The organism is Mycolicibacillus trivialis, from assembly GCF_002102395.1.
Taxonomy (GTDB): domain Bacteria; phylum Actinomycetota; class Actinomycetes; order Mycobacteriales; family Mycobacteriaceae; genus Mycobacterium; species Mycobacterium triviale.
Genome location: NZ_LQPZ01000049.1, coordinates 1 through 25,157, shown reverse-complemented (window position 1 = coordinate 25,157; position 25,157 = coordinate 1). Strand labels below are relative to the sequence as shown.

The following is a 25,157-nucleotide window of genomic DNA, read 5'->3' as shown; positions in this document are numbered from 1 at the left end:
ACGACCACTCAGCAGGGCGTGGCCAGCCGGATCGGGTTGTCGTAGCCGCGCAGGGTCACGGTGTCCCCGGGCGACCAGTGCGCCGCCTCGCGCTGCCCGGCCGCCGCGACCGTCGCCGCGCTGGCCAGCAGCCGGCACGGCACCGTCTTCGCCAGCTCGCACAGCCGGGCCGCTTCGTTGACCGGCTCGCCGATCACGGTGTATTCGAACCGTTCCCGCGCCCCGATGTTTCCCGCCACCGCCTGGCCGGCGGCCACCCCGATGCCGGCCTGGCAGCCCGGCACCTCGGCGCGCAACCGGTGCAGGATGGCGCGGGCGGCGGCCAGTGCGTTCTCCTCGGGGCGGTCGAGGGCCACCGGCGCCCCGAAGACCGCCAGGGTGGCGTCGCCCTCGAATTTGTTCACCAGCCCGTGGTGGCGGTCCACCTCGTCGACGACCACGCTGAAGAAGCGGTTGAGCAGCGTCACCACCTCGGTGGCCGGCCGGCTGGTGATCAGCTCCGTGGACCCGATGATGTCGACGAAGACCACCGCGATGTGGCGCTCCTCGCCACCGAGTTCGGGCAGCTCGGCGCGGGCCGCGGCGGCGGCGACCTCGCGGCCCACATGCCTGCCGAACAGGTCGCGCAACCGTTCGCGTTCGCGCAGGCCGCTGACCATGGCGTTGAACCCGCGTTGCAACTCGCCCAGCTCGGTGCCGTCGAAGACCACCACGGTGGCGTCCAGGTCGCCCTGCTCCACCCGGCGCATCGCCGTGCTCACCGCGCGCACCGGGGTCGCGGTCAGCCACGCCAGGATCCACATCAGCAGCGACCCGAAGATCAGCGCGATACCGGAGAGCAGGATGACCGCCCAGGCGAACTGGGTCTTGTTGAGGTTGTGCAGCAGCAGCACGAACCACGCCGTCAGCGCCGTCCCGACCACCGGCACCCCCGAGCCCAGCAGCCACACCATCATGGTGCGGTCCATGATGCGGGTCGCGAACCGGCCGCGGGGCGGTCCGGCGGCCAGGGCCTCGGCGGCCACCGGCCGCAACGCGAACTCGGTGAGCAGGTAGCACGCGGTGGCCACCACCACGCCACTGAACAGGATCGAGAACAGCACCTGCGGGATGAACAGGGTGTTGACCCAGCCGTAGAGCGTGGTCAACAGTGCGGTGCCCACCATCCACAGCGCCAGGGCGCTGCGGGCCACCCGCCACGGCGCGGCGGCGATGTCGTGCTGATCGGCGCGGTCGGGCACCCGCTCCTCGATCGCCCAGCGCAACCGCTGGACGGTGCGCCAGGTGATCCAGAAGGTGCCGGAGACCAGCGCGAAACCGACGTAGGCCGGCGCCACCCCGAACGTCAGCCATTTCGGGGCGTCGGCGAACACGCTGGGCACCGGGAAGACGAAGCCGACCAGCAGCAACGCCACCGCGATGCCCAGCAGGTTCGCGGCGACGATGAACACGGTCAGGATCACCTGGATGCGCACCCGCCTGCGCACCTGGCTCTCGGTGACGTTGCCGAGCAACCAGGAACCGAACTCCGGGGTGTTGGAGACCCGGCTGCTCTGCCGGGTGAGCTTCTCCAACAGCCGGCCCAGCCGCTGCGCCATGCGTGAATTGCCGCTCATCGTCACACCAGCCTATGGGGCGCCGCCTCGGCCACCTAGGGTGGACCGGGTGCGTCTCGTGATCGCCTCGTGCACCGTCGACTATCTGGGCCGGCTCACCTCGCACCTGCCGTCCGCGCGGCGGCTGCTGCTGGTCAAAGCCGACGGCTCGGTGAGCATCCACGCCGACGACCGTGCCTACAAGCCGCTGAACTGGATGAGCCCGCCGTGCCGGCTCACCGAGGAGAGCGTCGACGGCACGACGGTGTGGGTGGTGGAGAACAAGGCCGGTGAGCAGCTGCGGATCACCATCGAGGAGATCGAACACGATTCCGAGCACCACCTCGGGGTGGACCCCGGCCTGGTCAAAGACGGTGTCGAGGCGCACCTGCAGGAACTGCTCGCCGAGCACGTCGGGTTGCTCGGCGAGGGCTACACGCTGGTGCGCCGGGAGTACATGACCGCGATCGGGCCGGTCGACCTGCTCTGCCGGGACCCGCAGGGCGGTTCGGTGGCCGTGGAGGTCAAACGGCGCGGGGAGATCGACGGGGTCGAACAGCTCACCCGGTACCTGGAGCTGCTCAACCGGGACAGCCTGCTGGCGCCGGTGCGCGGCGTCTTCGCCGCCCAGCAGATCAAGCCGCAGGCCCGCACGCTGGCCGAGGACCGCGGCATTCGTTGCCTGACATTGGATTACGACAGCATGCGGGGGATGGACAACAACGAATACCGGCTGTTCTGAGGGCCGTCAAAGCCGTTCGGCGACCACCCTGGCACGACCCTAGACTGGCGGGATGCCCCGTCGCCGTCCCCGCAGGCCGCCACCGCCGCCGCCGCTGCCGACGCCGCAGGAGACCGGTCCCGACGGCCGCCCCTACCGGGTCCGGCCGGTGCCCGCCGCACGGGCGGTCAAGAACTACCGCTGCCCGGGATGCGACCACGAGATCCGGACCGGCACCGCGCACGTGGTGGCCTGGCCGAGTGAGGCGGGGGACGGCGGTCTGGAGGACCGCAGGCACTGGCACACCCCGTGCTGGGCCAACCGCGCCAACCGCGGGCCCACCCGGCGGTGGTCGTAGCCGGCGTCAGTGCCCGGCGGGCTCCACCAGCTCGACCAGCACCCCGCCGGCGTCCTTGGGGTGGATGAAGTTGATCCGCGAGTTCGCGGTGCCGCGGCGCGGCGCCTCGTAGAGCAGCCGCACACCCTGTTCACCGAGCCGCTCGCTGAGGGCGTCGATGTCGCTGACCCGGTAGGCCAGCTGCTGCAGGCCGGGTCCGCGCTTGTCCAGGAACTTCGCGATCGTGGAGGAGTCATCGATCGGGGCCATCAGCTGGAGCTGCACGCTGCCGACCGGGGCGCCGCGCACCGCGAGCATGGCCTCGACGATGCCCTGTTCGTCGTTGACCTCTTCGTGCAGCACGATCATGCCGAGCTGGTCGTGGTACCACTTCTTGGCGGCTTCCAGGTCGGGCACCGCGATGCCGACGTGGTCGATGGCCGTCACCAGCGCGCTGGCGAGGACAGGGCGGGCATCAACCTGTTCGGTGGTCATAACATCACGGTAACCTGGCGGCAACGACCGTGCCGCGGGAACCCCATGGATTCACCCGCAACCCAACCCCTGGAGGTAGCTATGACGACGTCGGTGATCGTTGCTGGAGCACGAACGCCGATCGGTCGGTTGATGGGCTCGCTGGCCGGTTTCTCCGGCTCCGACCTGGGCGCGATCGCGATCACCGGGGCGCTGGAGAAGGCGAAGGTCCCCGCCGCGCTGGTCGAGTACGTGATCATGGGCCAGGTCCTCACCGCAGGCGCCGGACAGATGCCGGCCCGCCAGGCCGCGGTGGCCGCCGGTATCGGCTGGGACGTACCCGCGCTGAGCATCAACAAGATGTGCCTGTCGGGGATCGACTCGATCGCACTGGCCGACCAGCTGATCCGGGCCGGCGAGTTCGACGTGGTGGTGGCCGGCGGCCAGGAGTCGATGTCGCAGGCCCCGCACCTGCTGATCGGTAGCCGCGCCGGCTACAAGTACGGCGACGTGACGGTGCGCGACCACCTGGCCTACGACGGGCTGCACGACGTGTTCACCGACCAGCCGATGGGTGCGCTGACCGAACAGCGCAACGACGTCGATGAGTTCACCCGCGCCGAGCAGGACGAGTTCGCCGCCGGCTCGCATCAGAAGGCGGCCGCGGCCTGGAAGGACGGCGTGTTCGCCGACGAGGTCGTGCCGGTTCGGATCCCGCAGCGCAAGGGCGATCCCGTCGAGTTCACCGAGGACGAGGGGATCCGGGCGAACACCACCGCCGAGTCGTTGGCCGGGCTGAAACCGGCGTTCCGCAAAGACGGCACCATCACCGCCGGCTCCTCCTCGCAGATCTCCGACGGCGCGGCGGCCGTGGTGGTGATGAGCAAGGCGAAGGCCGAGGAACTGGGGCTGGAGTGGCTGGCCGAGATCGGCGCGCACGGCGTGGTGGCCGGCCCGGATTCCACCCTGCAGTCCCAGCCGGCGAACGCGATCAAGAAGGCGATCGCCCGGGAGGGCATCGGCGTCGACCGGCTGGACGTGGTCGAGATCAACGAGGCGTTCGCCGCGGTCGCGTTGGCCTCCACCCGAGAGCTCGGCGTGGACCCCGCGATCGTCAACCGCAGCGGCGGCGCGATCGCCGTCGGCCACCCGATCGGGATGTCCGGGGCCCGCATCACGCTGCACGCCGCCCTGGAGCTCAGCCGCCGCGGCGGCGGCTACGCGGTGGCCGCGCTCTGCGGCGCCGGCGGGCAGGGCGACGCGCTGGTTCTGCGCGCCGGCTAAACCACGGCGGGTTTGCTGGGCGTCACGGCAAACCCCCGTTGTGATGTTGCTCATAACGCGGCCCGTGGGGCCGGAAATCGGGGCCTCGGCGGCCGCCCGGCGCCGCCGCAGCGATGTGTCAGACTTGAAGCCGTGACCCGTCCGCAACCTCCCATTTCCCCCGCGATGGCCGGGGCGGTCGACCTGTCCGCCCTCAAGCAGCGTCCGCAGTCCGGTGCGGCTCCCGCCGGGGTCGGCACCGAGATCACCGAGGCCAACTTCCAGCAGGAGGTGCTGGCCCGGTCCAACCAGATCCCGGTGGTGGTGTTGCTGTGGTCCCCGCGCAGCGCCGCCTGCGCCGAGCTTGGCGAGACGCTGGCCACGCTGGCCGAGTCCGCCGCGGGCCGGTGGGCGCTGGCGTCGGTCAACGTCGACGCCGAGCCGCGGCTGGCCCAGAGTTTCGGGGTGGAGGCGGTGCCGACCGTGCTGGCGATCGGTGCCGGCCAGCCGCTGACCGGCTTCCAAGGCGCTCAGCCCGCCGCGGAGTTGCAGCAGTGGCTGGACTCGCTGCTCGACGCCGTCGCGGGCAAGCTCGACGGGGTACCCGCCGAGTCCGGCGCCGAGGAAGCGCCGGTCGACCCGGCGGTGGCGCGCGCTCGCGCGCACCTCGACGCCGGCGACTTCGACGCCGCGTTGCAGGCCTACCAGGACGTCCTGGCCGATGACCCCGGCCACGAGGAGGCCCGGGGCGCGGTGCGCCAGATCGGCTTCGTGCAGCGGGCCGGCACCCGCCCCGCCGACGCGGTCGCGGTGGCCGACGCCGCCCCCGACGACATCGAGGCGGCGTTGGCCGCCGCCGACGTCGAACTGCTCCACCAGGACGCCGCCGCCGCGTTCGACCGGCTGATCGCGCTGGTGCGCCGCACCGCCGGGGATGACCGGGCCACGGTGCGCACCCGGCTGATCGAGCTGTTCGAGCTGTTCGACCCGGCCGATCCGGTGGTGATCACCGGGCGTCGCAACCTCGCCAACGCCCTGTACTGACAAGCGCGGCTCAGCGCGTCGGGTCGGGCTCCAGCCACAGCGCCGACAGCGGCGGCAGCACCATCACCGCCGAGGCGGGCCGGCCGTGCCACGGGGTCTCCTCGGCCTGCACCGCGCCCAGGTTGCCGATGCCACCGCCGCGGTAGTCCACCGCGTCAGTGTTGAGCACCTCGCGCCAGCGGCCGGGCTGCGGCAGCCCCAGCCGGTAGGAGCTGTGCTCGCTGCCGGCGAAGTTGAACACGCAGGCCAGCACCGACCCGTCGGCGCCGTAGCGCAGGAAGCTCAACACGTTGTTGGCCGAGTCGTTGGCGTCGATCCAGGAATAGCCGGCCGGGTCGGTGTCCTGGCTCCACAGCGCCGGGCGGGCCCGGTATCCGGCGTTGAGGTCGTCGATCAGGCGCAGGATCCCCGCGGAGTGGCCGTCGGGTTCGCGCTGCGGGTCCAGCTGGAACCAGTCCACCCCGCGTTGTTCGGACCATTCGGCGCGCTGGCCGAACTCCTGGCCCATGAACAGCAGCTGTTTGCCCGGGTGCGACCACTGGTAGGCCAGCAGGGTGCGCACCCCGGCCGCCTTGGCGTGGTCGTCGCCGGGCATCCGGCTCCACAGCGTGCCCTTGCCGTGGACCACCTCGTCGTGGCTGATCGGCAGCACGAAGTTCTCGCTGTAGGCGTAGAGCATCGAGAACGTCATCTCGTGGTGGTGATAACTGCGGTACACCGGGTCGTGGCCGAGGTAGTCCAGGGTGTCGTGCATCCAGCCCATGTTCCATTTCATCGAGAACCCCAGCCCGCCCAGCTCGGTCGCGCGGGTCACCCCCGGCCAGGAGGTGGACTCCTCGGCGATGGTGACCACCCCGGGCACCAGCTTGTGCACGGTGGCGTTCATCTCCTGCAGGAACTGCACCGCCTCCAGGTTCTCCCGGCCGCCGTGGATGTTGGGGGTCCAGCCGCCCGCGGGGCGGGAGTAGTCCAGATACAGCATCGAGGCCACCGCATCCACCCGCAGGCCGTCGACGTGGAACTCCTGCAGCCAGTACAGCGCGTTGGCCACCAGGAAGTTGCGCACCTCGGGCCGACCGAAGTCGAAGACATAAGTGCCCCAATCGAGTTGCTCGCCGCGGCGCGGGTCGGCGTGCTCGTAGAGCGCGGTGCCGTCGAACCGGCCCAACGCCCAGGCGTCCTTGGGGAAGTGGGCGGGCACCCAGTCCACCAGCACCCCGATGCCGGCGCGGTGCAGCGCGTCGACCAGCCCACGGAACTCGTCGGGGCTGCCGAACCGCGCGGTCGGCGCGTAGTAGGAGGTCACCTGGTAACCCCAGGAACCGCCGAACGGGTGCTCGGCGACCGGCAACAACTCCACGTGGGTGAAACCGCGCGCGAGCACGTAGTCGGTGAGTTCGTCCGCCAGCCGCCGGTAGTCCAGCCCGGGCCGCCAGGATCCCAGGTGCACCTCGTAGACGCTCATCGCACCGGCGACCGGGTCGGTGCGCGACCGGCGGGCCATCCACTCGTCGTCGTCCCAGCGGTAGCGGCTCTCGGTGACCCGCGAGGCCGTCTGCGGGGGGACCTCGGTGGCGAACGCGAACGGGTCGGCCCGGTCGACGACGCCGCCGTCGGCCCCGTGCACCCGGAACTTGTAGAGCCCGTCGGTGGGGAAGTCCGGCCAGAACAGCTCCCACACCCCCGAGGAGCCCAGCGCCCGCAGCGGCGCCTGCCTGCCGGTCCAGTCGTCGAAGTCGCCGATCAGGCTCACCCCGCGGGCGTTGGGCGCCCACACCGCGAAGGCCACGCCGTGCACGGTGCCGTCGGCGGTGTCGAACGAGCGTGGGTGGGCGCCGAGCACCTCCCAGAGCCGTTCGTGGCGGCCCTCGTTGAACAGGTGCAGGTCGATCTCGCCGAGCGTCGGCAGGAACCGGTAGGCGTCGGCGACCGGCGCCGGCTCGGCGGTGTCGCCGGGGTAGCGCACGAGCAGTCGGTAATCCAGCAGCCCGGTGAACGGCAGCGCCACCGCGAACAGCCCCGACTCCAGGTGGGTCAACTCGAAACGTTCAGCGCCGACGAGCGCCACCACGCTCTCGGCGTGCGGGCGCAGCACCCGCAGGACGGTGCGACCGCCGGCCTCGTGGGCGCCCAGCAGCGAATGCGGGTCGTGGTGCACCCCGTCGAGCAGGCGGGCCAGCTCGCGCGGGTCGGGGGTCAGGTCGGTGGTCGCGGTCATCGGCGGGTCAACTCCGTCGGGCCAGTCGGGATCGGGCGGGCTCGGGCACCGACGGCATCCGCACGATGTGGGCGACCGCATGGCCGGGATCCAGCCGCACGTAATTGCCTGCGCCCCAGTGGTAGTCCTCGCCGGTGATCTCCTCGTGCACCCAGAACCGCTCGTCGGGTCCGCGGCCCAGCGCGCCCATGTCCAGCCACAGCGTGCCCTGCTCGGGACCGAACGGGTTCAGCGTCACCACCACCAGCACGGCGTCCCCGGTGGCCGGGTCGAACTTGCTGTAGGCCAGCAGCGCGTCGTTGTCGATGTGGTGGAAGGCGATCGTGCGCTGTTGCTGCAGCGCCGGGTGGTTGCGCCGGATCTCGTTGAGCCGGGCCAGGAACGGCTCCAACGAGCGCCCCTGTGCGAGCGCGGCGGCGAAATCGCGGGGGCGCAGCTGATATTTCTCCGAGTCCAGATACTCCTCGCTGCCCTCGGCGACGGCGCGGTCCTCGAACAACTCGAAGCCGGAGTAGACCCCCCACGCCGGGCCGAGGGTGGCGGCCAGCACCGCGCGGATCGCGAACATGCCCGGTCCGCCGTGCTGCAAGCTGGCGTGCAGGATGTCGGGGGTGTTGACGAACAGGTTCGGACGCCGGAAATCGGCGAATCGGGCGATCTCCGCGGCGAACTCGATGAGTTCGGCCTTCCCGGTGCGCCAGGTGAAATAGGAGTAGGACTGGGTGAAGCCGAGCTTGGCCAGCCCGTACTGGCGGGCCGGCGGGGTGAACGCCTCGGACAGGAACAGCACGTCGGGGTCGACGGCCTTGACCTCCGCGATCAGCGCCGCCCAGAAATCCGGTGGTTTGGTGTGCGGGTTGTCCACCCGGAAGATCCGCACGCCGTGGCCGATCCAGTGCCGCACCACCCGCAGCACCTCGGCGAACAGCCCGGCCGGGTCCCGGTCGAAGTTCAGCGGGTAGATGTCCTGGTACTTCTTCGGCGGGTTCTCCGCGTAGGCGATGGTGCCGTCGGGCTGTTCGGTGAACCACTCCCGGTGCGCACCGACCCACGGATGGTCCGGCGCGCACTGCAGCGCCAGATCCAGCGCCACCTCCAACCCCAGGTCGCGGGCCGCGGCGACGAACGCGTCGAAGTCGGCCAGGGTGCCCAGGTCGGGATGGACCGCGTCGTGGCCGCCTTCGTCGCTGCCGATCGCCCACGGCGATCCGACGTCGCCGGGCTGGGCGGTCCGGGAGTTGTTGGGGCCCTTGCGGTTCACCTTTCCGATCGGGTGGATCGGCGGCAGGTAGACGATGTCGAACCCCATCTCGGCGATCCGCGGCAGGGCGGCCGCGGCGGTGCCGAAAGTGCCGTGCACCGGGACGCCGTCGGCGTCCCAGCCGCCGGTGGAGCGCGGGAACATCTCGTACCAGGCGCCGAAGCCGGCCAGCGGCCGGTCCACCCACACGGTCAGTTCCGGTCCGGCGGTGACCAGTTCCCGCAGCGGATGGCTGCGCAGCAGGTCGGCGACCGCCTCACCCAGCGCCGGGGCGGCGCGCGCCGCCGGCTCGCCGGGGGAGCGCAACGCCTCGGCGGCCGCGCTCAACGCCGCGCGCAGCCGGCGGGGCACCGCGGCCGCGGCCCGTTGGAACAACTCCGCGCCGGCCCACAGGTCGTTGGCCAGGTCCGTTTCGCCCTGCCCGGCGTCGAGTTTGGCGGTCACGTCGTGCCGCCAGGTCGCGATCGGGTCCCGCCAGCCCTCCACCCGATACGACCACAGACCGGGCCGGTCCGGACGAAACTCACCGTGCTGGACGAACGGCTCGTCGCCCGGCGTCATCGTCAGCCGCTGCTCGCTCTCGGCTGTGAGCCGGGCGGCATCGACACCCGGGCGCGGGTAGGCCGCCCCGAGGTAGCGCACCACCAGGGTGGCCGCGACGGTGGCGTGCCCGTCGGCCCAGACGCTGGCCCGCACCGGCACCACCTCGCCGGTCACCGCCTTGGCCGGGTAGCGGCCACAGCAGACAGCCGGCTGCACGTCGTCGATCTCGACCCGACCGGCCACCGGCCTCCTCCGTCCGTTTTCACCCGTCCACGCCGCGACGCGTGCCTCTCCTCACACCGTAGTGTCCCGCCCCGGCGGGCCACCGTCAGTAAGCTCACGATGCGTGAAAGCCCTGCGCCGATTCAGCGTCCGTGCCCACCTGCCTGAACGGCTGGCTGCCCTCGATGAGCTCTCGGTAAACCTGCGCTGGTCGTGGGAGAAGCCGACCAAGGATCTGTTCGCCGCGATCGACCCCGACCGGTGGGAGAGCTGCGGGCACGACCCGGTGGCGCTGCTGGGCGCGGTGAAGCCGGACCGTCTCGACGAGTTGGCGGCCGACTCGGCGTTCACCGGCCGGCTCGATGCGATCGCCGCCGATCTGCGCGACTACCTCACCCGCCCGCTGTGGTACCAGCAGCAACAGCGGGCCGGCGTCGCGCTGCCGGCCGGCATCGCCTACTTCTCGATGGAGTTCGGGGTGGCCGAGGTGTTGCCCAACTACTCCGGCGGGTTGGGCATCCTGGCCGGCGACCACCTCAAATCCGCCTCGGACCTGGGCGTGCCGCTGATCGGGGTGGGGCTGTACTACCGTTCGGGATACTTCCGGCAGTCGCTGACCGCCGACGGCTGGCAGCGCGAGACCTATCCGCCGCTGGACCCCCAGGGCCTGCCGCTGCGCCTGCTCACCGCCGCCGACGGCGCACCGGTGCTGGTGGAGGTGGCGCTGCCGGACACCGCGCGGCTGCGTGCGCGGGTGTGGGTGGCCCAGGTCGGCCGGGTGCCGCTGCTGCTGTTGGACTCCGACATCCCGGAGAACCCGCACGTGCTGCGCGGGGTCACCGACCGGCTCTACGGCGGCGACCAGGAGCATCGCATCCGCCAGGAGATCCTGGCCGGGGTCGGCGGCACCCGCGCGGTGCGCGCCTACACCGCGCTGGCCGGGCTGCCCGCCCCGGAGGTCTTCCACATGAACGAGGGCCACGCCGGGTTCCTGGGCCTGGAACGGGTCCGCGAGCTGGTCACCGACTCGGGCCTGGACTTCGACAGCGCCCTGACCGTGGTGCGCTCCTCGACGCTGTTCACCACCCACACCCCGGTGCCCGCAGGCATCGACCGCTTCCCGGTGGAGCTGGTCCAGCGGTATTTCACCGACGCCGGTGACAACGCGATGCTGCCCGGGGTGCCCACCGAGCGGGTGCTGGCGCTGGGCGCCGAGGACGACCCGGCGATGTTCAACATGGCGCACCTGGGCCTGCGGCTGGCGCAACGGGCCAACGGGGTGTCGCTGTTGCACGGGCGGGTCAGCCGGGCGATGTTCAACGACCTGTGGCCCGGCTTCGACCGGGACGAGGTGCCGATCGGTTCGATCACCAACGGGGTGCACGCCCCGACCTGGGCGGCGCCGCAGTGGCTGACGCTGGGCCGCCAGCTGGCCGGCTCGGACTCGCTGAGCGAGCCGGCGGTCTGGCAGCGGCTGCAGCAGGTCGACGCCGGGCAGCTGTGGTGGATCCGGTCGCAGCTGCGTGCCCAACTGGTGGAGGACATCCGGGCCCGGTTGCGCCGGTCGTGGCTGGAGCGCGGCGCCTCCGAAGCCGAGCTCGGCTGGATCGCGACCGCGTTCGACCCCGACGTGCTCACGATCGGGTTCGCCCGCCGGGTGCCGACCTACAAGCGGCTGACGCTGATGCTGCGCGACGCCGAGCGGCTCGAGCGGCTGCTGCTCGACGAGCAGCGCCCGGTGCAGCTGATCGTCGCCGGCAAGTCCCACCCGGCCGACGACGGCGGCAAGGCCCTCATCCAGCAGGTGGTGCAGTTCGCCGACCGGCCCGAGGTGCGGCACCGGATCGCGTTCCTGCCCGACTACGACATGTCGATGGCGCGGCGACTGTACTGGGGCTGCGACGTGTGGCTGAACAACCCGCTGCGCCCGCTGGAAGCGTGCGGTACCTCCGGGATGAAAAGCGCGCTCAACGGCGGGCTGAACCTGTCGATCCGGGACGGCTGGTGGGACGAGTGGTTCGACGGCGAGAACGGCTGGGAGATCCCGACCGCCTCGGGGGTGGCCGAGGAGGAGCGCCGCGACGACCTGGAGGCCGGCGCCCTCTACGACCTGCTGGAGCAGTCGGTGACACCGAGGTTCTACGACCGCGACCGCAACGGTGTGCCCGCGCGCTGGATCGAGATGGTGCGCCACACCCTGCAGACCCTGGGCCCGAAGGTGCTGGCCTCGCGGATGGTGCGCGAGTACGTCCAGACCTACTACACCCCGGCGGCGCACGCGCTGCGGGCCGCGGTCGGCGCCGACGGGGGATTCGGCCCGGCCCGTGACCTCACCGACTACCGCCGCCGGGTGGAGGCGGCATGGCCGCAGGTCTCGATCACCGACGTCGACGCCTCCGGGCTGCCGGACACCCCGGTGCTGGGCGCGGAGCTCACCCTGACCGCCACGGTGCACCTGGGCGGGCTGGCCCCCGACCAGGTGCAGGTGCAGGCCGTGTTCGGCCGTGTCGACCCCGGCGACGTGCTGGTCGAGCCCATGACCGCGGCGATGGAGCACACCGGCGGCGGCGACGGGCAGGACACCTACCGTGCCACGATCGCGTTGCCGCTGGCCGGACCGGTGGGCTACACGGTGCGGGTGCTGCCGGCCCACCCGATGTTGGCGACCCCCGCCGAGTACGGTCTGGTGGCCCTGCCCGGGTAGGCCGTACCCGACGGCGGTGGCCGTCGAGCATCCCTTCGTGCGCTATTCGACCGCGAGTTCCAGATGGTTGAGCCGTCGGACCAGGATGCTGGGCAGCCACTGTCCGACGTCGGCCGTCTCGATCCAGGATGAGCGTTCCAGCAGGGTCCGCAGGATGATCCGTGCCTCGACGCGGGCCAGCACGTTGCCCACGCAGAAGTGCGCACCTCTGCCGAAGGCGAGGTGGTTCTTGGCGCTGGGCCGGTTCAGCCGGAACTCGTTGGGCTCCTCGAAGCGCGCCGGGTCGCGGTTGGCTGCGCCCCACAGCAACAGCAGATGCGAGTGGGCCGGCAGGGCCACGCCGCCCAGCGTTGTGTCGCGCCGCACGTGCCGATAGTGACCACGAAACGGCGATTCCATGCGCAGGGTCTCTTCGATGAAGGGTTCCAGCGACATCGGGTCGTCGCGCAGTCGCCGCTGGAGCTCCGGCTTCTCGGCCATATTCCACGCCGCGCTGCCCAGCAGCGACGCGGTCGATTCGCCTGCGGCGCTGAACAACGTGAGCATGACTGCCAGCGCCGGCGCCCGCTCCAGTTCGCCCGACCCGCAGCGGGCGGCCAGGTCCGCGATCAGCCCGCCTCCCGACCCGGCTCCCGCGGCCCCGCTGCCCGCCGAACGTGCGCTCATGCTCACGTTCGGCGCCGAGCGTGCACCTGTGCGCACGCTCGGCGAGTAGAGGAGGGCGAGGGCTCGAAGAGGAGGCTCGAGTCCACCGCGGACCGCTAGGGCGCGCCGCACAGCCGGGTCAGCGCGGCCTTGACGGTGGCAGCGTCGGTGCTGACCCAGAACGGCGGCAGCGAGGCCCGCAGGTAGCCGCCGTAGCGGGCGGTGGCCATCCGGGAGTCGAGCACCGCCACCACGCCGCGATCGTCGATGCCGCGCAGCAGCCGGCCCGCGCCCTGGGCCAGCAGCAGCGCGGCGTGGCCGGCGGCCACGGTCAGGAAGCCGTTGCCGCCGTGGGCGGTGACCGCGCGCTGGCGGGCGCTGAGCAGCGGGTCGTCGGGACGCGGGAACGGGATCCGGTCGATGAGCACCAGCGACAGCGACCGGCCCGGCACGTCGACGCCCTGCCACAGCGACAGGGTGCCGAACAGCGAGGTGGCCTCGTCCGCGGCGAACCTCTCCACCAGCGCCGACGTGGTGTCCTCGCCCTGGCAGAGCACCGGGGTGTCCAGCCGGTCGGCCAGCGCGTCGGCGGCCGCCCGCGCCGCCCGCATCGAGGAGAACAGCCCCAGCGTGCGCCCGCCCGCCGCGGTGATCAGCTCGGCCATCTCGGTGAGCTGTTCGGCCGAGCCGCCGGCCTCCCGCCCGGGCGGGGGCAGGTGGGCGGCCAGGTAGAGGATGCCTGCCTTGGCGTGCTCGAACGGCGAGCCGACGTCCAACCCGGTCCAGCGCGGGGCGGCGCTCTCGCGGCCGTCCGGGCCCTCGCCGGGGTCGCCGGTCAGCCCCCAGCCGCGGGCCATCGCGTCGAACGAGCCGCCGACGGTCAGCGTCGCCGAGGTCAGCACGGTGGTGGCCCGGCCGAACAGCCGGGTCCGCAGCGGCCCGGCCACCGACAGCGGGGCGACCCGCAGCACCGCGCCGCGGGTCTCCTCCTGGTCGATCCAGACCACGTCGGCGCGCTCGGTGATCGCCGGCCCGAACGAGGCCAGCACCCGGGCGGCGGCCTCGCCGACCTCGCCGAGCGCGGTGGCCGCCGCGAGCCGGGCGGCGGCGGCCCGCGGGTCGGTGGGTCCGGTGGCGATGCCCGCACGGGCCCCGGTCGCGGCGTCGCGCAGCGCGGCGAGGTGGGTGGCCAGTTCGTCGTCGAGGAAATCCATCCGGCCGGGCCGCTCGCCACCGATGTCGTGGAGCACCGAGGCGAACGTGGTGGCGGCCGCCTCCAGCCGTTGCAGCGGTTCCGGTTCGATGAGCCGGGCCACCCGGCGGGTGGCCGCGGTCAGCGTCGCGGCGGTCAGCTCGCCGGTCGCCGCGGCGGTGACCCGGTCGACCAGCGCGTGGGCCTCGTCGACCACCAGCAGGTGGTGCTCGGGTAGCACCGCACTGTCGCCGAGGGCGTCGATGGCCAGCAGCGCGTGGTTGGTGACCACGATGTCGGCGGCGCCGGCGCGGGCCCGGGCGTGTTCGGCGAAGCAGTCGGCCGACAGCGGGCAGCGGGCGGCGCCGAGGCACTCCCGGGCCGCGACGCTGACCTGGTTCCACGACCGGTCGGGAACGCCGGGGCGCAGATCGTCGCGGTCGCCGGTGTCGGTGGTCTCCGCCCACGCCGTGAGCCGCTGCACGTCGCGGCCCAGCGCACTGGCGGCGGCCGGGTTGAACAGCTGTTCCTGCGGGATGTCGTCGTCACTGACACCGTTGTGGATCTTGTTGAGACACAGGTAGTTCCGCCGTCCCTTGAGCAACGCGAACCGGGGTTGGCGGGGCAGCGCCGAACCGAGCGCCTCAGCCAGCCGGGGCAGATCCCGGTCGACGAGCTGCCGCTGCAACGCGATCGTGGCGGTGGAGACCACCACCGGCGAGTCCTGTGTGACGGCGCTGGCGATGGCAGGCACCAGGTAGGCCAGCGACTTGCCGGTGCCGGTGCCGGCCTGCACCGCGAGGTGCCCGCCGCCGTCGAAGGCGCTCGCGACCGCCTCGGCCATCGCGAGCTGGCCGGGCCGGTGGTGCCCGCCGACCGCCGCCACCGCCGTCGCCAACAGCTCCGCGACGTTCACCCGCCGGTCCGCACCGTGGGGATCGCCGGGTCGCCGGCGGAGAGTTTGAGCCCCTCCCAGGGCAGCGACCGCAGCCCCGCGGCCACCCGCTCGCGGGCGCTGCCGAGGTTCTGCGGGCTCACCACCTCGCCGCCGCGCACCAGCGGGACGGTCAACGGGCGCGCGTGCTCGGCCCCGGTGGGCGGGCGCCCGGCCGGGTGCACGATCTCCTCGGTGACGGTGCCACTGGCCCGGGCCACCCGGGTGCCCTGCTTGTGGCCGCCCTCGGAGCGTTTGTGGCTGCTGCGTTTCTGCACCGGCACGCCGTCGACCTCGACGAGCTTGTAGACCATGCCCGCCGCCGGCGCGCCGGAGCCGGTGACCAGGGCGGTGCCCACGCCGTAGCTGTCGACCGGGTCGGCGCGCAGTTCGGCGATCGCGTACTCGTCGAGGTCGCCGGAGACCACGATGCGGGTGCCGGTCGCCCCCAGCCGGTCGAGCTGGTCGCGGGCCTGCCGGGCCAGCACCCCCAGGTCACCGGAGTCGATACGGATGGCCCCGAGCTCAGGCCCGGCGACCCCGACCGCGTGCGCGATCCCGGCGGTCACGTCGTAGGTGTCGACCAGCAGAGTGGTGTCGATGCCGAGCGCGGCGATCTGAGCGCGGAACGCGGCCCGCTCGTCGGGAACCGGGGCGCCGTCGCGGGAACCGGTGTGCAGCAACGTGAACGAGTGCGCGCTGGTGCCCGCCGCCGGGATGCCGTAGCGGTGGTGGGCGGCCAGGTTGGAGCTGGCCGCGAACCCGGCCAGGTAGGCGGCGCGGGCCGCGGCGACGGCGGCCCGCTCGTGGGTGCGCCGCGACCCCATCTCGATCAGCGGCCGGCCTGCCGCGGCCACCACCATGCGCGCGGCGGCCGCCGCGACGGCGCTGTCGTGGTTGAACACCGACAGCGCCAGGGTTTCCAGCACCACGCACTCGGCGAAGCTGCCGTGCACCGACAGCACCGGGGAACCGGGGAAGTACAGCTCCCCTTCGGAGTAGCCGTCGATGTCGCCGCGGAACCGGAAGCCGGCCAGATAGTCCAGGGTGGCCGGGTCCAGAAAGTCGGTGAGGGCGGCCAGTTCGGCGGCGCCGAACCGGAAGTCGGCCAGCAACTCCAGCAGCCGCCCGGTGCCCGCGACCACGCCGTAGCGACGCCCGTAGGGCAGCCGGCGGGCGAACAGTTCGAAGGTGGTGCGCCGCCCGGCGGTGCCGTCGGCCAGCGCCGCGGCGAGCATGGTCAGCTCGTATTTGTCGGTGAGCAGGCCCGCTGCGGCCGAGTCGGTCACACCGCCCACGGTATCGGCTGCGGCGGTGACGGGCCTGGCTATCCTGGGAGTCATGGCTGCGTCAGCGCCGGCCACGCCGGACTCCACCGAGCAGCGCCGCGACGATCCGGTCGACGCGCCGAGCAGTCCCTGGGTGACGATCGTGTGGGACGACCCGGTCAACCTGATGAACTACGTGACCTACGTCTTCCAGAAGGTCTTCGGCTACAGCGAACCGCGCGCCACCAAGCTGATGCTGCAGGTGCACCACGAGGGCAAGGCGGTGGTGTCGGCGGGCAGCCGTGAGGAGATGGAGATCGACGTCACCAAGCTGCACGCCGCGGGCCTGTGGGCCACCCTGCAGCAGGACCACTGACCGGCGTGCGCACCTGGAAGCGGGTGGAGACCCCCGCGGGCCCGCGGTTCCGTTCCGCGGTGGACGACCGGGAGGCCGCGGTGCTGGCCAACCTGGTCGGGTCACTGGTCGAGATGCTCGACGAGCGGGAGGGCACCGCACCCCGCGACGAACTCGAAGAGATCACCGGGATGCGCACCGGCAACACCGCCGCCCCCGGCGACGCGACCCTGGGCCGGCTGCTGCCGGATTTCCACCGCGAGATCGACGACCCCGACGGGCTGGACGTGCCGGGCCTGAACGCGGCGCTGCGCAGCCTGCACGAGCCGCAGATCCTCGACGCCAAACGGGATGCGGCCCGGTGTGTGCTGGCGACCCTGCCGCCGGCGGGCGGCCGGTTCGAGCTCACCGAGGACGACGCCAATGCCTGGATCGCGGCGATCAACGACCTGCGCCTGGCGCTGGGCACCATGCTCGGCGTCGGCCCGGAGGGTCCCGAGCGGTTGGCGGCCGACCACCCGATGGCCGGGCACCTGGACGTCTACCAGTGGCTGACCTGGATGCAGGAGTACCTGGTGCTGGCGCTGATGGGGCAGCGGTGAGCGGCGCGATCACCGACGTCGCCGGCCTGCTGGTCGGCCATCACCACCGCCTCGACGCCGACGCCGCCCCCGGCCACGGCTGGGCGTGCGGCAGCACCGTCGTGCTGGCCCCGCCGGGAACCGTCGGTGCGGTCGACTGCCGCGGCGGGGCGCCGGGCACCCGGGAAACCGATCTGCTGGACCCGGCCAACAGCGTGCGGTTCGTCGACGCGGTGGTGCTCAGCGGCGGCAGCGCCTACGGCCTGGCGGCCGCCGACGGGGTGATGACCTGGCTGGAAGACCACGGCCGGGGGCTGCGCCTCGACGGCGGGCTGGTGCCGATCGTGCCCGCAGCGGTCATCTTCGACCTGCCGGTGGGGGACTGGGCGCACCGCCCGACCGCGCAGTTCGGTCACGCCGCCGCCGAGGCGGCCGACGCGTCGTGCGCCACCGGCAGTGTCGGCGCCGGGGTGGGGGCGCGCGCCGGGGTGCTCAAGGGCGGGGTGGGCACCGCGGCCACCACGGTGGCGGTCGGCGGCGTCGACGTCACCGTCGGCGCGGTGGTGGTGGTCAACTGCGCGGGCAGCGTGGTCAACCCGGCCACCGGCCTGCCGTGGGCCGCTGATCTGACCGCCGAGTTCGGGATGAGACCGCCGCCGGCCGAGCAGATCCGCGCATTCGGCGCGCTGGAACCGAAGTTCGGCTCGTTGAACACCACGATCGCCGTCGTCGCGACCGACGCGACCCTCAGCCCGGCCGGCTGCCGGCGGGTCGCGATCGCCGCGCAGGACGGGCTGGCGCACACCATCCGCCCGGCGCACACCCCGCTGGACGGCGATACGGTGTTCGCGCTGGCGACCGGTGCGGTGACCGTGCCGCCCGCGCCGGAGACCCCGGCCGGGCTGTCACCGGAGACCGGGCTGGCCGCGGTGGTGGGCGCGGCGGCCGCCGATACGCTGGCCCGAGCCGTGCTGGCCGGGGTGCTCGCCGCGGAGCCGGTGGCCGGAATACCGGCCTACCGGGACGTGTTGCCCGGGTCGTTGCGCTGAGTCGAGGAGGGTTGTCGTGCTGGTGATCCGTGCCGACCTGGTCGACGCGATGGTCGGCCACGCCCGCGCCGACCACCCCGACGAGGCGTGCGGGGTGCTGGCAGGGCCGGAGGGCTCCGATCGCCCGCACCGTCACATCGCGATGATCAACGCCGAGCGGTCGCCGACGTTCTACCGGTTCGACTCCCAGGAGCAGCTGCAGGTGTGGCGGGCGATGGAGGACGCGGGGGAGGAGCCGGTGGTCATCTACCACTCGCACACCGCCACCGAGGCCTACCCCAGCCGCACCGACGTGGCGCTGGCCGCCGAACCCGACGCGCACTACGTGCTGATCTCCACCCGCGACCCCGAGCGCCACGAGCTGCGCAGCTACCGCATCCGCGACGGGGTGGTGACCGAGGAGACGGTCGAAATCGTCGACCGGTATTAGCCTGGCAGGCAGGATTAGCCTGGCAGGCAGGCCGCCCGGCCGCCGAACCCGACCCCGCCCCGACCAGAGAGGCCCCGATGAGCGTCACCGTGTCGATCCCCACCATCCTGCGCCCGCACACCGGCGGTGAGAAGCGCGTCTCGGCCAGCGGCGCCACCTTGCAGGCGGTCATCGACGACCTGGAGGCCAACTACGCGGGCATCGCCGACCGGCTCGTCGACCCGGCCCGGCCCGGCACGCTGCACCGGTTCGTCAACATCTACGTCAATGACGAGGACGTGCGATTCTCCGGCGGCCTGGACACCGAGATCGCCGACGGTGACGCGGTGACGATCCTGCCCGCGGTGGCGGGCGGGAGCGCATGACCCGGCACGAATCGCTGCTGCAGGCACTGGGCAACACCCCGCTGGTCGGGCTGCCGCGGCTCTCGCCGCGCTGGGACGACGGCCCCGACGGCCCGCACGTGCGGCTGTGGGCGAAGCTGGAGGACCGCAACCCGACCGGCTCGATCAAGGACCGGCCCGCGCTGCGGATGATCGAGCAGGCCGAGGCCGACGGGCTGCTGGCGCCCGGCGCGACGATCCTGGAGCCGACCAGCGGCAACACCGGCATCTCGCTGGCGATGGCGGCCCGGATCAAGGGCTACCGGCTGATCTGCGTGATGCCGGAGAACACCTCGATCGAGCGGCGCCAGCTCCTCGAGCTCTACGGCGCCGAGATCATCTCCTCCCCGGCCGAGGGCGGATCGAACACCGCGGTGGCCACCGCGCGCCGACTCGCCGACGAGCACCCCGACTGGGTGATGCTCTACCAGTACGGCAACCCGGCCAACACCGCCTCGCACTACGAGGGCACCGGCCCCGAACTGCTCGCCGACCTGCCCGAGATCACCCACTTCGTCGCCGGGCTGGGCACCACCGGCACGCTGATGGGCACCGGCCGGTTCCTGCGCGAGCAGGTGCCCGGCGTGGCGATCGTGGCCGCCGAGCCCCGCTACGGCGAGGGGGTCTACGCGCTGCGCAACATCGATGAGGGTTTCGTCCCCGAACTGTATGACCCGGAGGTGCTCACCACCCGGTTCTCGGTCGGCAGCGTCGACGCGGTGCGCCGCACCCGCGAACTCGTCGAGTCCGAGGGGATCTTCGCCGGGATCTCCACCGGGGCGGTGCTGCACGCCGCGCTGGGCCTGGGCGCCAAGGCGCTCAAGTCCGGCCAGCGGGCCGACATCGCGTTCGTCGTCGCCGACGCGGGCTGGAAATACCTGTCGACCGGCGCCTACAGCGGCAGCATCGACGACGCCGAGGAGGCCCTGGAGGGCCAGCTGTGGGCGTGACCGGGCGACCGGCCGCGACCCCGCGACCGAACGGGCCGCGCCCGGCCTGGCAGGTCGGCGGCGCCACCGTGGTGTGCTTCGTGGCCGCGCTCTACCTCATCGAACTGCTCGACCAGCTCTCCGGGCACCGGCTGGACCGCTACGGCATCCGGCCGCTGCAGACCGACGGGCTGGTCGGCATCCTGGTCGCGCCGCTGCTGCACGCCAGCTGGACCCACCTGATCGCCAACACCGGCCCGCTGCTGGTGCTGGGCTTCCTGCTGGCGCTGGCCGGCCGCTCCCGACTGCTGGCGGCCACCGCGATCATCTGGCTGGTCGGCGGGTTCGGCACCTGGCTGATCGGGGATCTGGGCGGCTGCCGCTATGCCGGCATCCACATCGGCGCGTCGGGCCTGATCTTCGGCTGGCTGGCGTTCCTCATCGTCTACGGCTTTCTGGTGCGCCGTGCCGCGGACATCGTCACCGGGCTGGTGGTGCTGTTCGCCTACGGCGGAGTGCTGCTCGGCGCGCTTCCCGAACTGACCGGCTGCAGCGGGGTGTCCTGGCAGAGCCACCTGTGCGGGGCGCTGGCCGGGATGCTGGCCGCGGTGGTGCTGTCCCGGCGGTCGGTGTGAAGCCCGCCGCGCTGGCCCCGATCGGGGTGTTCGACTCCGGGGTCGGCGGCCTGACCGTCGCCCGCGCGATCATCGACCAGTTGCCCGACGAGGACATCATCTACGTCGGCGACACCGGCAACGGCCCGTACGGCCCGCTGAGCATCCCGACCATCCGCGGCCACGCCCTGGCCATCGGCGACGACCTGGTGGCCCGCGGGGTGAAGGCGCTGGTGATCGCCTGCAACTCGGCGTCGTCGGCGTGCCTGCGCGACGCCCGGGAACGCTACGACGTGCCGGTGGTCGAGGTGATCCTGCCCGCGGTGCGCCGGGCGGTGGCGGCCACCCGCAACGGCCGGATCGGGGTGATCGGCACCCAGGCGACAATCACCAGCCACGCCTACCAGGACGCGTTCGCCGCCGCCCGCGACGTGCAGATCACCGCGGCCGCCTGCCCGCGTTTCGTCGACTTCGTCGAACGCGGCGTGACCAGCGGCAGGCAGGTGCTGGGCCTGGCCGAGGGCTACCTGGAGCCGCTGCAGCGCGCCGGGGTCGACACCCTGGTGCTGGGTTGCACCCACTACCCGCTGCTGTCCGGGCTGATCCAGCTGGTGATGGGGGAGCAGGTGACGCTGGTCTCCAGTGCCGAGGAGACCGCCAAGGAGTTGCTGCGGGTGCTCACCGAGGCGGACCTGCTGCGCCCGCACCCGGCCGATCCGGCCGGGCGGCCACCGCTGCGGCGGTTCGAGGCCACCGGCGATCCGGCCGCGTTCACCGCGCTCGCCGCGCGTTTCCTGGGCCCGGTGATCGCCGCGGTGGAGACCGCACCCGGCCACGACCGAGGATAGAAACGGGCGAACCGGCGCGTCTCGGCGATCGCTTGGCCATCAGCGGCTCGGACGTGGCACAGTGGTGTCCGTGCAACTCACCGTGCTCGGCTGTTCCGGCAGTGTCGTCGGTCCGGAGTCGCCGGCATCGGGTTATCTGCTCCGCGCCCCCGACACACCGCCCCTGGTCATCGATTTCGGCGGCGGGGTGCTGGGTGCGCTGCAGCGCTACGTCGACCCGGGTTCGGTGGACGTGCTGCTGTCGCATCTGCACGCAGACCACTGCCTGGACCTGCCGGGGCTGTTCGTGTGGCGGCGATTCCATCCGGCGGCGCCGGTGGGCCGGGCGCTGATGTACGGGCCCAGCGACACCGCGTTGCGGCTGGGGGCGGCCTCGTCGCCCTACGGCGGTGAGGTCGACGACTTCTCCGACATCTTCGACGTGCGGGTCTGGGGGGACGGCGAGCCGGTGACCCTGGGTTCGCTGACCGTGCTGCCGATGGCGGTGTGCCACCCCACCGAGTCGTTCGGGCTGCGCTTCACCGACCCGGCCGGCACCTCGCTGGTCTACAGCGGCGACACCGGGATCTGCGACTCGGTGGTCGAGTTGGCCCGCGACGCCGACGTGTTCCTGTGTGAGGCGTCCTGGACCCACAGCCCCGACCGGCCCCGCAACCTGCACCTGTCGGGCACCGAGGCCGGCCAGATCGCCGCGGCCGCAGGCGTCGGTGAGTTGCTGTTGACCCACATCCCGCCGTGGACCGCGCGCGAGGACGTCATCAACGAGGCGAAGGCCGAATTCGACGGTCCGGTGCACGCGGTGTCCTGCGACGAGACCATCCAGATCGGCCCGCCGCCCACCGGTTAGGGTTGGCGGGTGTCCACACGCGAAGACGGCCGCCTCGACGACGAACTGCGCCCGGTGCGGATCACCCGCGGATTCACCGGCCACCCGGCCGGGTCGGTGCTGATCGAGTTCGGGCAGACCCGGGTGATGTGCACCGCCAGCGTCACCGAGGGGGTGCCGCGCTGGCGCAAGGGCTCCGGGCTGGGCTGGCTGACCGCCGAGTACGCGATGCTGCCCGCGGCCACCCACACCCGCAGCGACCGGGAATCGGTGAAGGGCCGGGTCGGCGGCCGCACCCAGGAGATCAGCCGGCTGGTGGGCCGTTCGCTGCGCGCCTGCATCGACCTGGCCGCACTGGGGGAGAACACCATCGCGGTGGACTGCGACGTGCTGCAGGCCGACGGCGGCACCCGTACCGCGGCGATCACCGGCGCCTATGTCGCTCTAGCGGATGCGGTGACCTACTTGTCGGCGGCCGGCAAGCTCTCCGACCCGCGCCCGCTGTCGTGTGCGATCGCCGCGGTCAGCGTCGGGGTGGTCGACGGGCGGGTGCGGCTGGACCTGCCCTACGAGGAGGACGCCCGCGCCGAGGTCGACATGAACGTCGTCGCCACCGACACCGGCACCCTGGTGGAGATCCAGGGCACCGGGGAGGGCGCGACGTTCCCGCGCTCCACGCTGGACAAGATGCTCGACTCCGCGCTGGCCGGCTGCGAGACCCTGTTCCGGGTGCAGCGCGAGGCGCTGGACCGGCCCTATCCGGGGGAGCTGCCCGAGGGGCCGGAGCCGAAGAAAGCGTTCGGCAGCTGAGCCGGCTGCTGGTGGCCAGCCGCAACCCCAAGAAGCTGGCCGAACTGCGCCGGGTGCTCGACGGTGCCGGTGTGAGCGGCGTCGAGGTCGTCGGCCTCGACGAGGTGGCGCCGTTCCCCGAAACCCCGGAGACCGCCGCGACGTTCGAGGAGAACGCGCTGGTCAAGGCGCGCGACGGGTATGCCGCGACCGGGTTGGCCTGTGTCGCCGACGATTCCGGGCTGACGGTGGCGGCGCTGGGCGGGATGCCCGGGGTGTTGTCGGCGCGCTGGTCGGGCCGACACGGCGACGACGCGGCCAACACCGCGCTGCTGCTGGCGCAGCTGTCCGACGTGCCGGACGCGCGCCGGGGCGCGGCGTTCGTCTCGGCGTGCGCGTTGGTGGGCCCGCACGGGGAGACCGTGGTGCGCGGGGAGTGGGCGGGCTCGATCGCGCGTGAACCGCGCGGCGACGGCGGCTTCGGCTACGACCCGGTGTTCGTCCCGGCGGGTTCGGGGCTGACCGCCGCGCAGCTGAGCCCGGCCGAGAAGGACGCGGCCTCCCATCGGGGCCGGGCGCTGGCCCGGCTGCTGCCCGCGCTGCGGGCGCTGGGCTGAGCCGGCGGCAGCTTGCCGTCTGCCGCCGGGGCCGGCGCGATGTGGCGGTTACAGCCCGAAGCGGGCCTTGGTGGCCTTGGTCTGGAAGTGTTCGACGATGATGCCCAGCAGCGGGATCGTGCCCGAGACCAGAACACCGAGGGTCTTGACGACCGGCCAGCGCACCTTGGTCGCCAGGTTCAGCGTGGACAGCAGGTAGATGAAGTAGACCCAGCCGTGCACGACGCCGATCCAGGTCGGCGGGTCCTCGACCTGCACGATGTACTTCAGCACCATCTCGTAGCAGAGCGCGATCAGCCACAGACCGGTGGTCCAGGCCAGCACCCGGTAGCCGAGCAGGGCGGTGCGGATCTTCTCCACGGGCGCGGCGCCGGCAGGCGGCGCCAGGTCGGGGGTGGTCATGCGCTGGTCCTGTTCTGGTTGTCGCGGTCGGTGCGGTTGAGCTCGGCCAGGTAGGCGTTGTACTCCGCGAGGGTCGGGTCGTCGGCGGCGGTGGCGGCGGCAGGCGGACGCGGGGGCAGCACCCCGTCGGGCACCTCGGTGAGCCCGCGGTCGGCGGGCAGCTCCGGCGGTTCCTCCTCGTAGCGGACGAATTTGCGGTAGGCGTAGACGCAGAACCCGGCGAACAGCGGCCACTGCAGCGCGTAGCCGAGGTTCTGGAAACTCCCCGACGCCGACTCGAAACGGGTCCACTGCCACCAGCCCAGCGCCAGGCAACCGCTGGCGGCGACGATGACCAGCAGCACCAACGCCGGTCTTCTACGCCGTGTAGTGGACATACCCTGACCGTACCGTGCCGACCGGCACCGGATTGCGCGGCGGACCGGCTCCGGACGGCGAGGCGGTAGGATTCGGGACCGCCGCGGGCGTGATGGAATTGGCAGACATGCCGGCTTTAGGTGCCGGTGCTCCTTGAGCGTGAGGGTTCGAGTCCCTCCGCCCGCACCGGTGTGATGAGTCGCGTCATCGGTGACAGCTGAGTCGCGTCATTGGTTACAGATCACCCCGGCTTGTGTCGGGGTTTTTCTGTTTGTTGGGCCAGTAGTTGTGGTCGGGGTCGATGTGGTGGCTGGCCAGGATGTGGTGGCCGGTTTTGCTGATGACGGTGACGGTGGTGGCGCTGATGAGGATCAGTACGCCGGTGCCGGCGTGGGCGCGGCCGATGCCGAGGTGGTGGAGGCGGCTGGCGTGGCGCAAGGTGAGTTTGCCGAATTGGTCGACGGTGTCGGTGCGTAGCCTGAATCCCCCCGGCGTGTCCGGAGACTCCGTTCCTTGGGAAGGATGGAGTCATGTCAGGGAGTTCATCGAGGAGGTA

At 72.3% G+C, this 25,157-nt stretch carries 25 protein-coding genes, 1 tRNA gene and 1 pseudogene; 18 read left to right on the top strand and 9 right to left on the bottom strand.

The genetic code is table 11. The annotated features are described in order from the left end of the window. Positions 1-8: 8 nt before the first annotated feature. The gene (locus AWC30_RS16645) at positions 9-1,616 is read right to left on the bottom strand and encodes an adenylate/guanylate cyclase domain-containing protein (protein ID WP_085111358.1); all 1,608 of its coding nucleotides are present in this window, start codon (positions 1,614-1,616) and stop codon (positions 9-11) included. Positions 1,617-1,665: 49 nt separating this feature from the next. On the opposite strand from AWC30_RS16645, the gene nucS reads away from it, so the two are divergent. Then, positions 1,666-2,337, top strand: coding sequence for an endonuclease NucS (nucS, locus tag AWC30_RS16640; RefSeq protein ID WP_085111365.1), 672 nt, complete (start codon positions 1,666-1,668; stop codon positions 2,335-2,337). 52 nt (positions 2,338-2,389) lie between these two features. Next, positions 2,390-2,674 (top strand): Rv1322 family protein, encoded by a 285-nt coding sequence (locus AWC30_RS16635; protein ID WP_085111357.1) that lies wholly within the window; start codon positions 2,390-2,392, stop codon positions 2,672-2,674. A 6-nt stretch (positions 2,675-2,680) separates the two neighbouring features. On the opposite strand, the gene mce is transcribed toward AWC30_RS16635, so the two are convergent. Beyond that, positions 2,681-3,148, bottom strand: a complete 468-nt coding sequence (gene mce, locus AWC30_RS16630) for a methylmalonyl-CoA epimerase (RefSeq protein ID WP_085111356.1) — start codon at positions 3,146-3,148, stop codon at positions 2,681-2,683. An 81-nt stretch (positions 3,149-3,229) separates the two neighbouring features. Here mce and AWC30_RS16625 point away from each other — a divergent pair, with 81 nt between their 5' ends. Both AWC30_RS16625 and AWC30_RS16620 read left to right on the top strand, forming a co-directional pair. Continuing rightward, entirely contained in the window at positions 3,230-4,411 is a 1,182-nt protein-coding gene (locus AWC30_RS16625; protein ID WP_085111355.1) for an acetyl-CoA C-acetyltransferase, read from the top strand. Between the two features lie 132 nt (positions 4,412-4,543). Then, the gene (locus tag AWC30_RS16620; RefSeq protein WP_085111354.1) at positions 4,544-5,434 is read left to right on the top strand and encodes a tetratricopeptide repeat protein; all 891 of its coding nucleotides are present in this window, start codon (positions 4,544-4,546) and stop codon (positions 5,432-5,434) included. A gap of 10 nt (positions 5,435-5,444) precedes the next feature. Here the strand turns inward: AWC30_RS16620 and glgB are convergent, their stop codons facing one another. Together glgB and AWC30_RS16610 are read right to left on the bottom strand one after the other, a co-directional pair. Beyond that, entirely contained in the window at positions 5,445-7,652 is a 2,208-nt protein-coding gene (gene glgB, locus AWC30_RS16615; protein ID WP_085111353.1) for a 1,4-alpha-glucan branching protein GlgB, read from the bottom strand. 7 nt (positions 7,653-7,659) lie between these two features. Then, a complete protein-coding gene (locus AWC30_RS16610) occupies positions 7,660-9,699 on the bottom strand; it encodes a maltotransferase domain-containing protein (RefSeq protein WP_085111352.1) in 2,040 nt (679 codons plus the stop codon). Between the two features lie 103 nt (positions 9,700-9,802). Between AWC30_RS16610 and AWC30_RS16605 the strand changes: the two genes are divergently transcribed. Beyond that, positions 9,803-12,382, top strand: a complete 2,580-nt coding sequence (locus tag AWC30_RS16605) for a glycosyltransferase family 1 protein (RefSeq protein WP_085111351.1) — start codon at positions 9,803-9,805, stop codon at positions 12,380-12,382. 42 nt (positions 12,383-12,424) lie between these two features. Here the strand turns inward: AWC30_RS16605 and AWC30_RS16600 are convergent. The 3 genes and pseudogenes from AWC30_RS16600 to AWC30_RS16590 form a co-directional block, all read right to left on the bottom strand. Next, positions 12,425-12,994 (bottom strand): annotated as a pseudogene (locus tag AWC30_RS16600) (cytochrome P450); the annotation flags it as partial. Positions 12,995-13,143: 149 nt separating this feature from the next. Further along, entirely contained in the window at positions 13,144-15,135 is a 1,992-nt protein-coding gene (locus AWC30_RS16595) for an ATP-dependent DNA helicase (protein ID WP_234808134.1), read from the bottom strand. Next, entirely contained in the window at positions 15,132-16,496 is a 1,365-nt protein-coding gene (locus tag AWC30_RS16590) for a nicotinate phosphoribosyltransferase (RefSeq protein WP_085111349.1), read from the bottom strand. The genes AWC30_RS16595 and AWC30_RS16590 overlap by 4 nt, the downstream gene beginning before the upstream one ends. On the opposite strand from AWC30_RS16590, the gene clpS reads away from it, so the two are divergent. From clpS to AWC30_RS16535, 11 genes are all read left to right on the top strand, one after another. Continuing rightward, positions 16,495-16,797 (top strand): ATP-dependent Clp protease adapter ClpS, encoded by a 303-nt coding sequence (gene clpS, locus AWC30_RS16585; protein WP_085111348.1) that lies wholly within the window; start codon positions 16,495-16,497, stop codon positions 16,795-16,797. The genes AWC30_RS16590 and clpS overlap by 2 nt on opposite strands. Positions 16,798-16,802: 5 nt before the next feature. Beyond that, positions 16,803-17,378 carry an oxidative stress transcriptional regulator AosR gene (gene aosR, locus AWC30_RS16580; RefSeq protein ID WP_085111347.1) on the top strand — a complete coding sequence of 192 codons (576 nt, stop codon included), beginning with the start codon at positions 16,803-16,805 and terminating at the stop codon, positions 17,376-17,378. Further along, complete coding sequence (locus AWC30_RS16575; RefSeq protein ID WP_085111346.1) at positions 17,375-18,406, top strand: P1 family peptidase; 1,032 nt, start codon at positions 17,375-17,377, stop codon at positions 18,404-18,406. The genes aosR and AWC30_RS16575 overlap by 4 nt, the downstream gene beginning before the upstream one ends. A 16-nt stretch (positions 18,407-18,422) precedes the next feature. Further along, complete coding sequence (locus AWC30_RS16570; RefSeq protein WP_085111345.1) at positions 18,423-18,836, top strand: M67 family metallopeptidase; 414 nt, start codon at positions 18,423-18,425, stop codon at positions 18,834-18,836. Positions 18,837-18,913: 77 nt separating this feature from the next. Continuing rightward, on the top strand, positions 18,914-19,201 hold the full coding sequence (locus AWC30_RS16565; RefSeq protein ID WP_085111344.1) for a MoaD/ThiS family protein: 288 nt from the start codon (positions 18,914-18,916) through the stop codon (positions 19,199-19,201). After that, positions 19,198-20,169, top strand: a complete 972-nt coding sequence (locus AWC30_RS16560; protein WP_085111343.1) for a cysteine synthase — start codon at positions 19,198-19,200, stop codon at positions 20,167-20,169. The genes AWC30_RS16565 and AWC30_RS16560 overlap by 4 nt, the downstream gene beginning before the upstream one ends. Further along, positions 20,160-20,783, top strand: coding sequence for a rhomboid family intramembrane serine protease (locus AWC30_RS16555; RefSeq protein ID WP_085111342.1), 624 nt, complete (start codon positions 20,160-20,162; stop codon positions 20,781-20,783). Before AWC30_RS16560 ends, AWC30_RS16555 begins: the two co-directional genes overlap by 10 nt. Further along, on the top strand, positions 20,780-21,610 hold the full coding sequence (murI, locus tag AWC30_RS16550) for a glutamate racemase (protein ID WP_085111341.1): 831 nt from the start codon (positions 20,780-20,782) through the stop codon (positions 21,608-21,610). The genes AWC30_RS16555 and murI overlap by 4 nt, the downstream gene beginning before the upstream one ends. A 64-nt stretch (positions 21,611-21,674) precedes the next feature. Further along, positions 21,675-22,457 carry a cyclic nucleotide-degrading phosphodiesterase gene (locus AWC30_RS16545; protein WP_085111363.1) on the top strand — a complete coding sequence of 261 codons (783 nt, stop codon included), beginning with the start codon at positions 21,675-21,677 and terminating at the stop codon, positions 22,455-22,457. Positions 22,458-22,466: 9 nt separating this feature from the next. Continuing rightward, positions 22,467-23,246 (top strand): ribonuclease PH, encoded by a 780-nt coding sequence (rph, locus tag AWC30_RS16540; RefSeq protein WP_085111340.1) that lies wholly within the window; start codon positions 22,467-22,469, stop codon positions 23,244-23,246. Continuing rightward, complete coding sequence (locus AWC30_RS16535; RefSeq protein ID WP_085111362.1) at positions 23,243-23,842, top strand: non-canonical purine NTP pyrophosphatase; 600 nt, start codon at positions 23,243-23,245, stop codon at positions 23,840-23,842. The genes rph and AWC30_RS16535 overlap by 4 nt, the downstream gene beginning before the upstream one ends. Positions 23,843-23,890: 48 nt before the next feature. On the opposite strand, the gene AWC30_RS16530 is transcribed toward AWC30_RS16535, so the two are convergent. Together AWC30_RS16530 and AWC30_RS16525 are read right to left on the bottom strand one after the other, a co-directional pair. Continuing rightward, positions 23,891-24,244 carry a DUF3817 domain-containing protein gene (locus tag AWC30_RS16530; RefSeq protein WP_085111339.1) on the bottom strand — a complete coding sequence of 118 codons (354 nt, stop codon included), beginning with the start codon at positions 24,242-24,244 and terminating at the stop codon, positions 23,891-23,893. Next, the gene (locus tag AWC30_RS16525; RefSeq protein ID WP_085111338.1) at positions 24,241-24,621 is read right to left on the bottom strand and encodes a hypothetical protein; all 381 of its coding nucleotides are present in this window, start codon (positions 24,619-24,621) and stop codon (positions 24,241-24,243) included. The genes AWC30_RS16530 and AWC30_RS16525 overlap by 4 nt, the downstream gene beginning before the upstream one ends. Before the next feature lie 83 nt (positions 24,622-24,704). On the opposite strand from AWC30_RS16525, the gene AWC30_RS16520 reads away from it, so the two are divergent. Together AWC30_RS16520 and AWC30_RS17860 are read left to right on the top strand one after the other, a co-directional pair. Further along, positions 24,705-24,787: transfer RNA gene (locus tag AWC30_RS16520), tRNA-Leu, on the top strand. A 24-nt stretch (positions 24,788-24,811) separates the two neighbouring features. Further along, positions 24,812-25,078 carry a hypothetical protein gene (locus AWC30_RS17860; protein WP_165756499.1) on the top strand — a complete coding sequence of 89 codons (267 nt, stop codon included), beginning with the start codon at positions 24,812-24,814 and terminating at the stop codon, positions 25,076-25,078. Positions 25,079-25,157 lie beyond the last annotated feature (79 nt).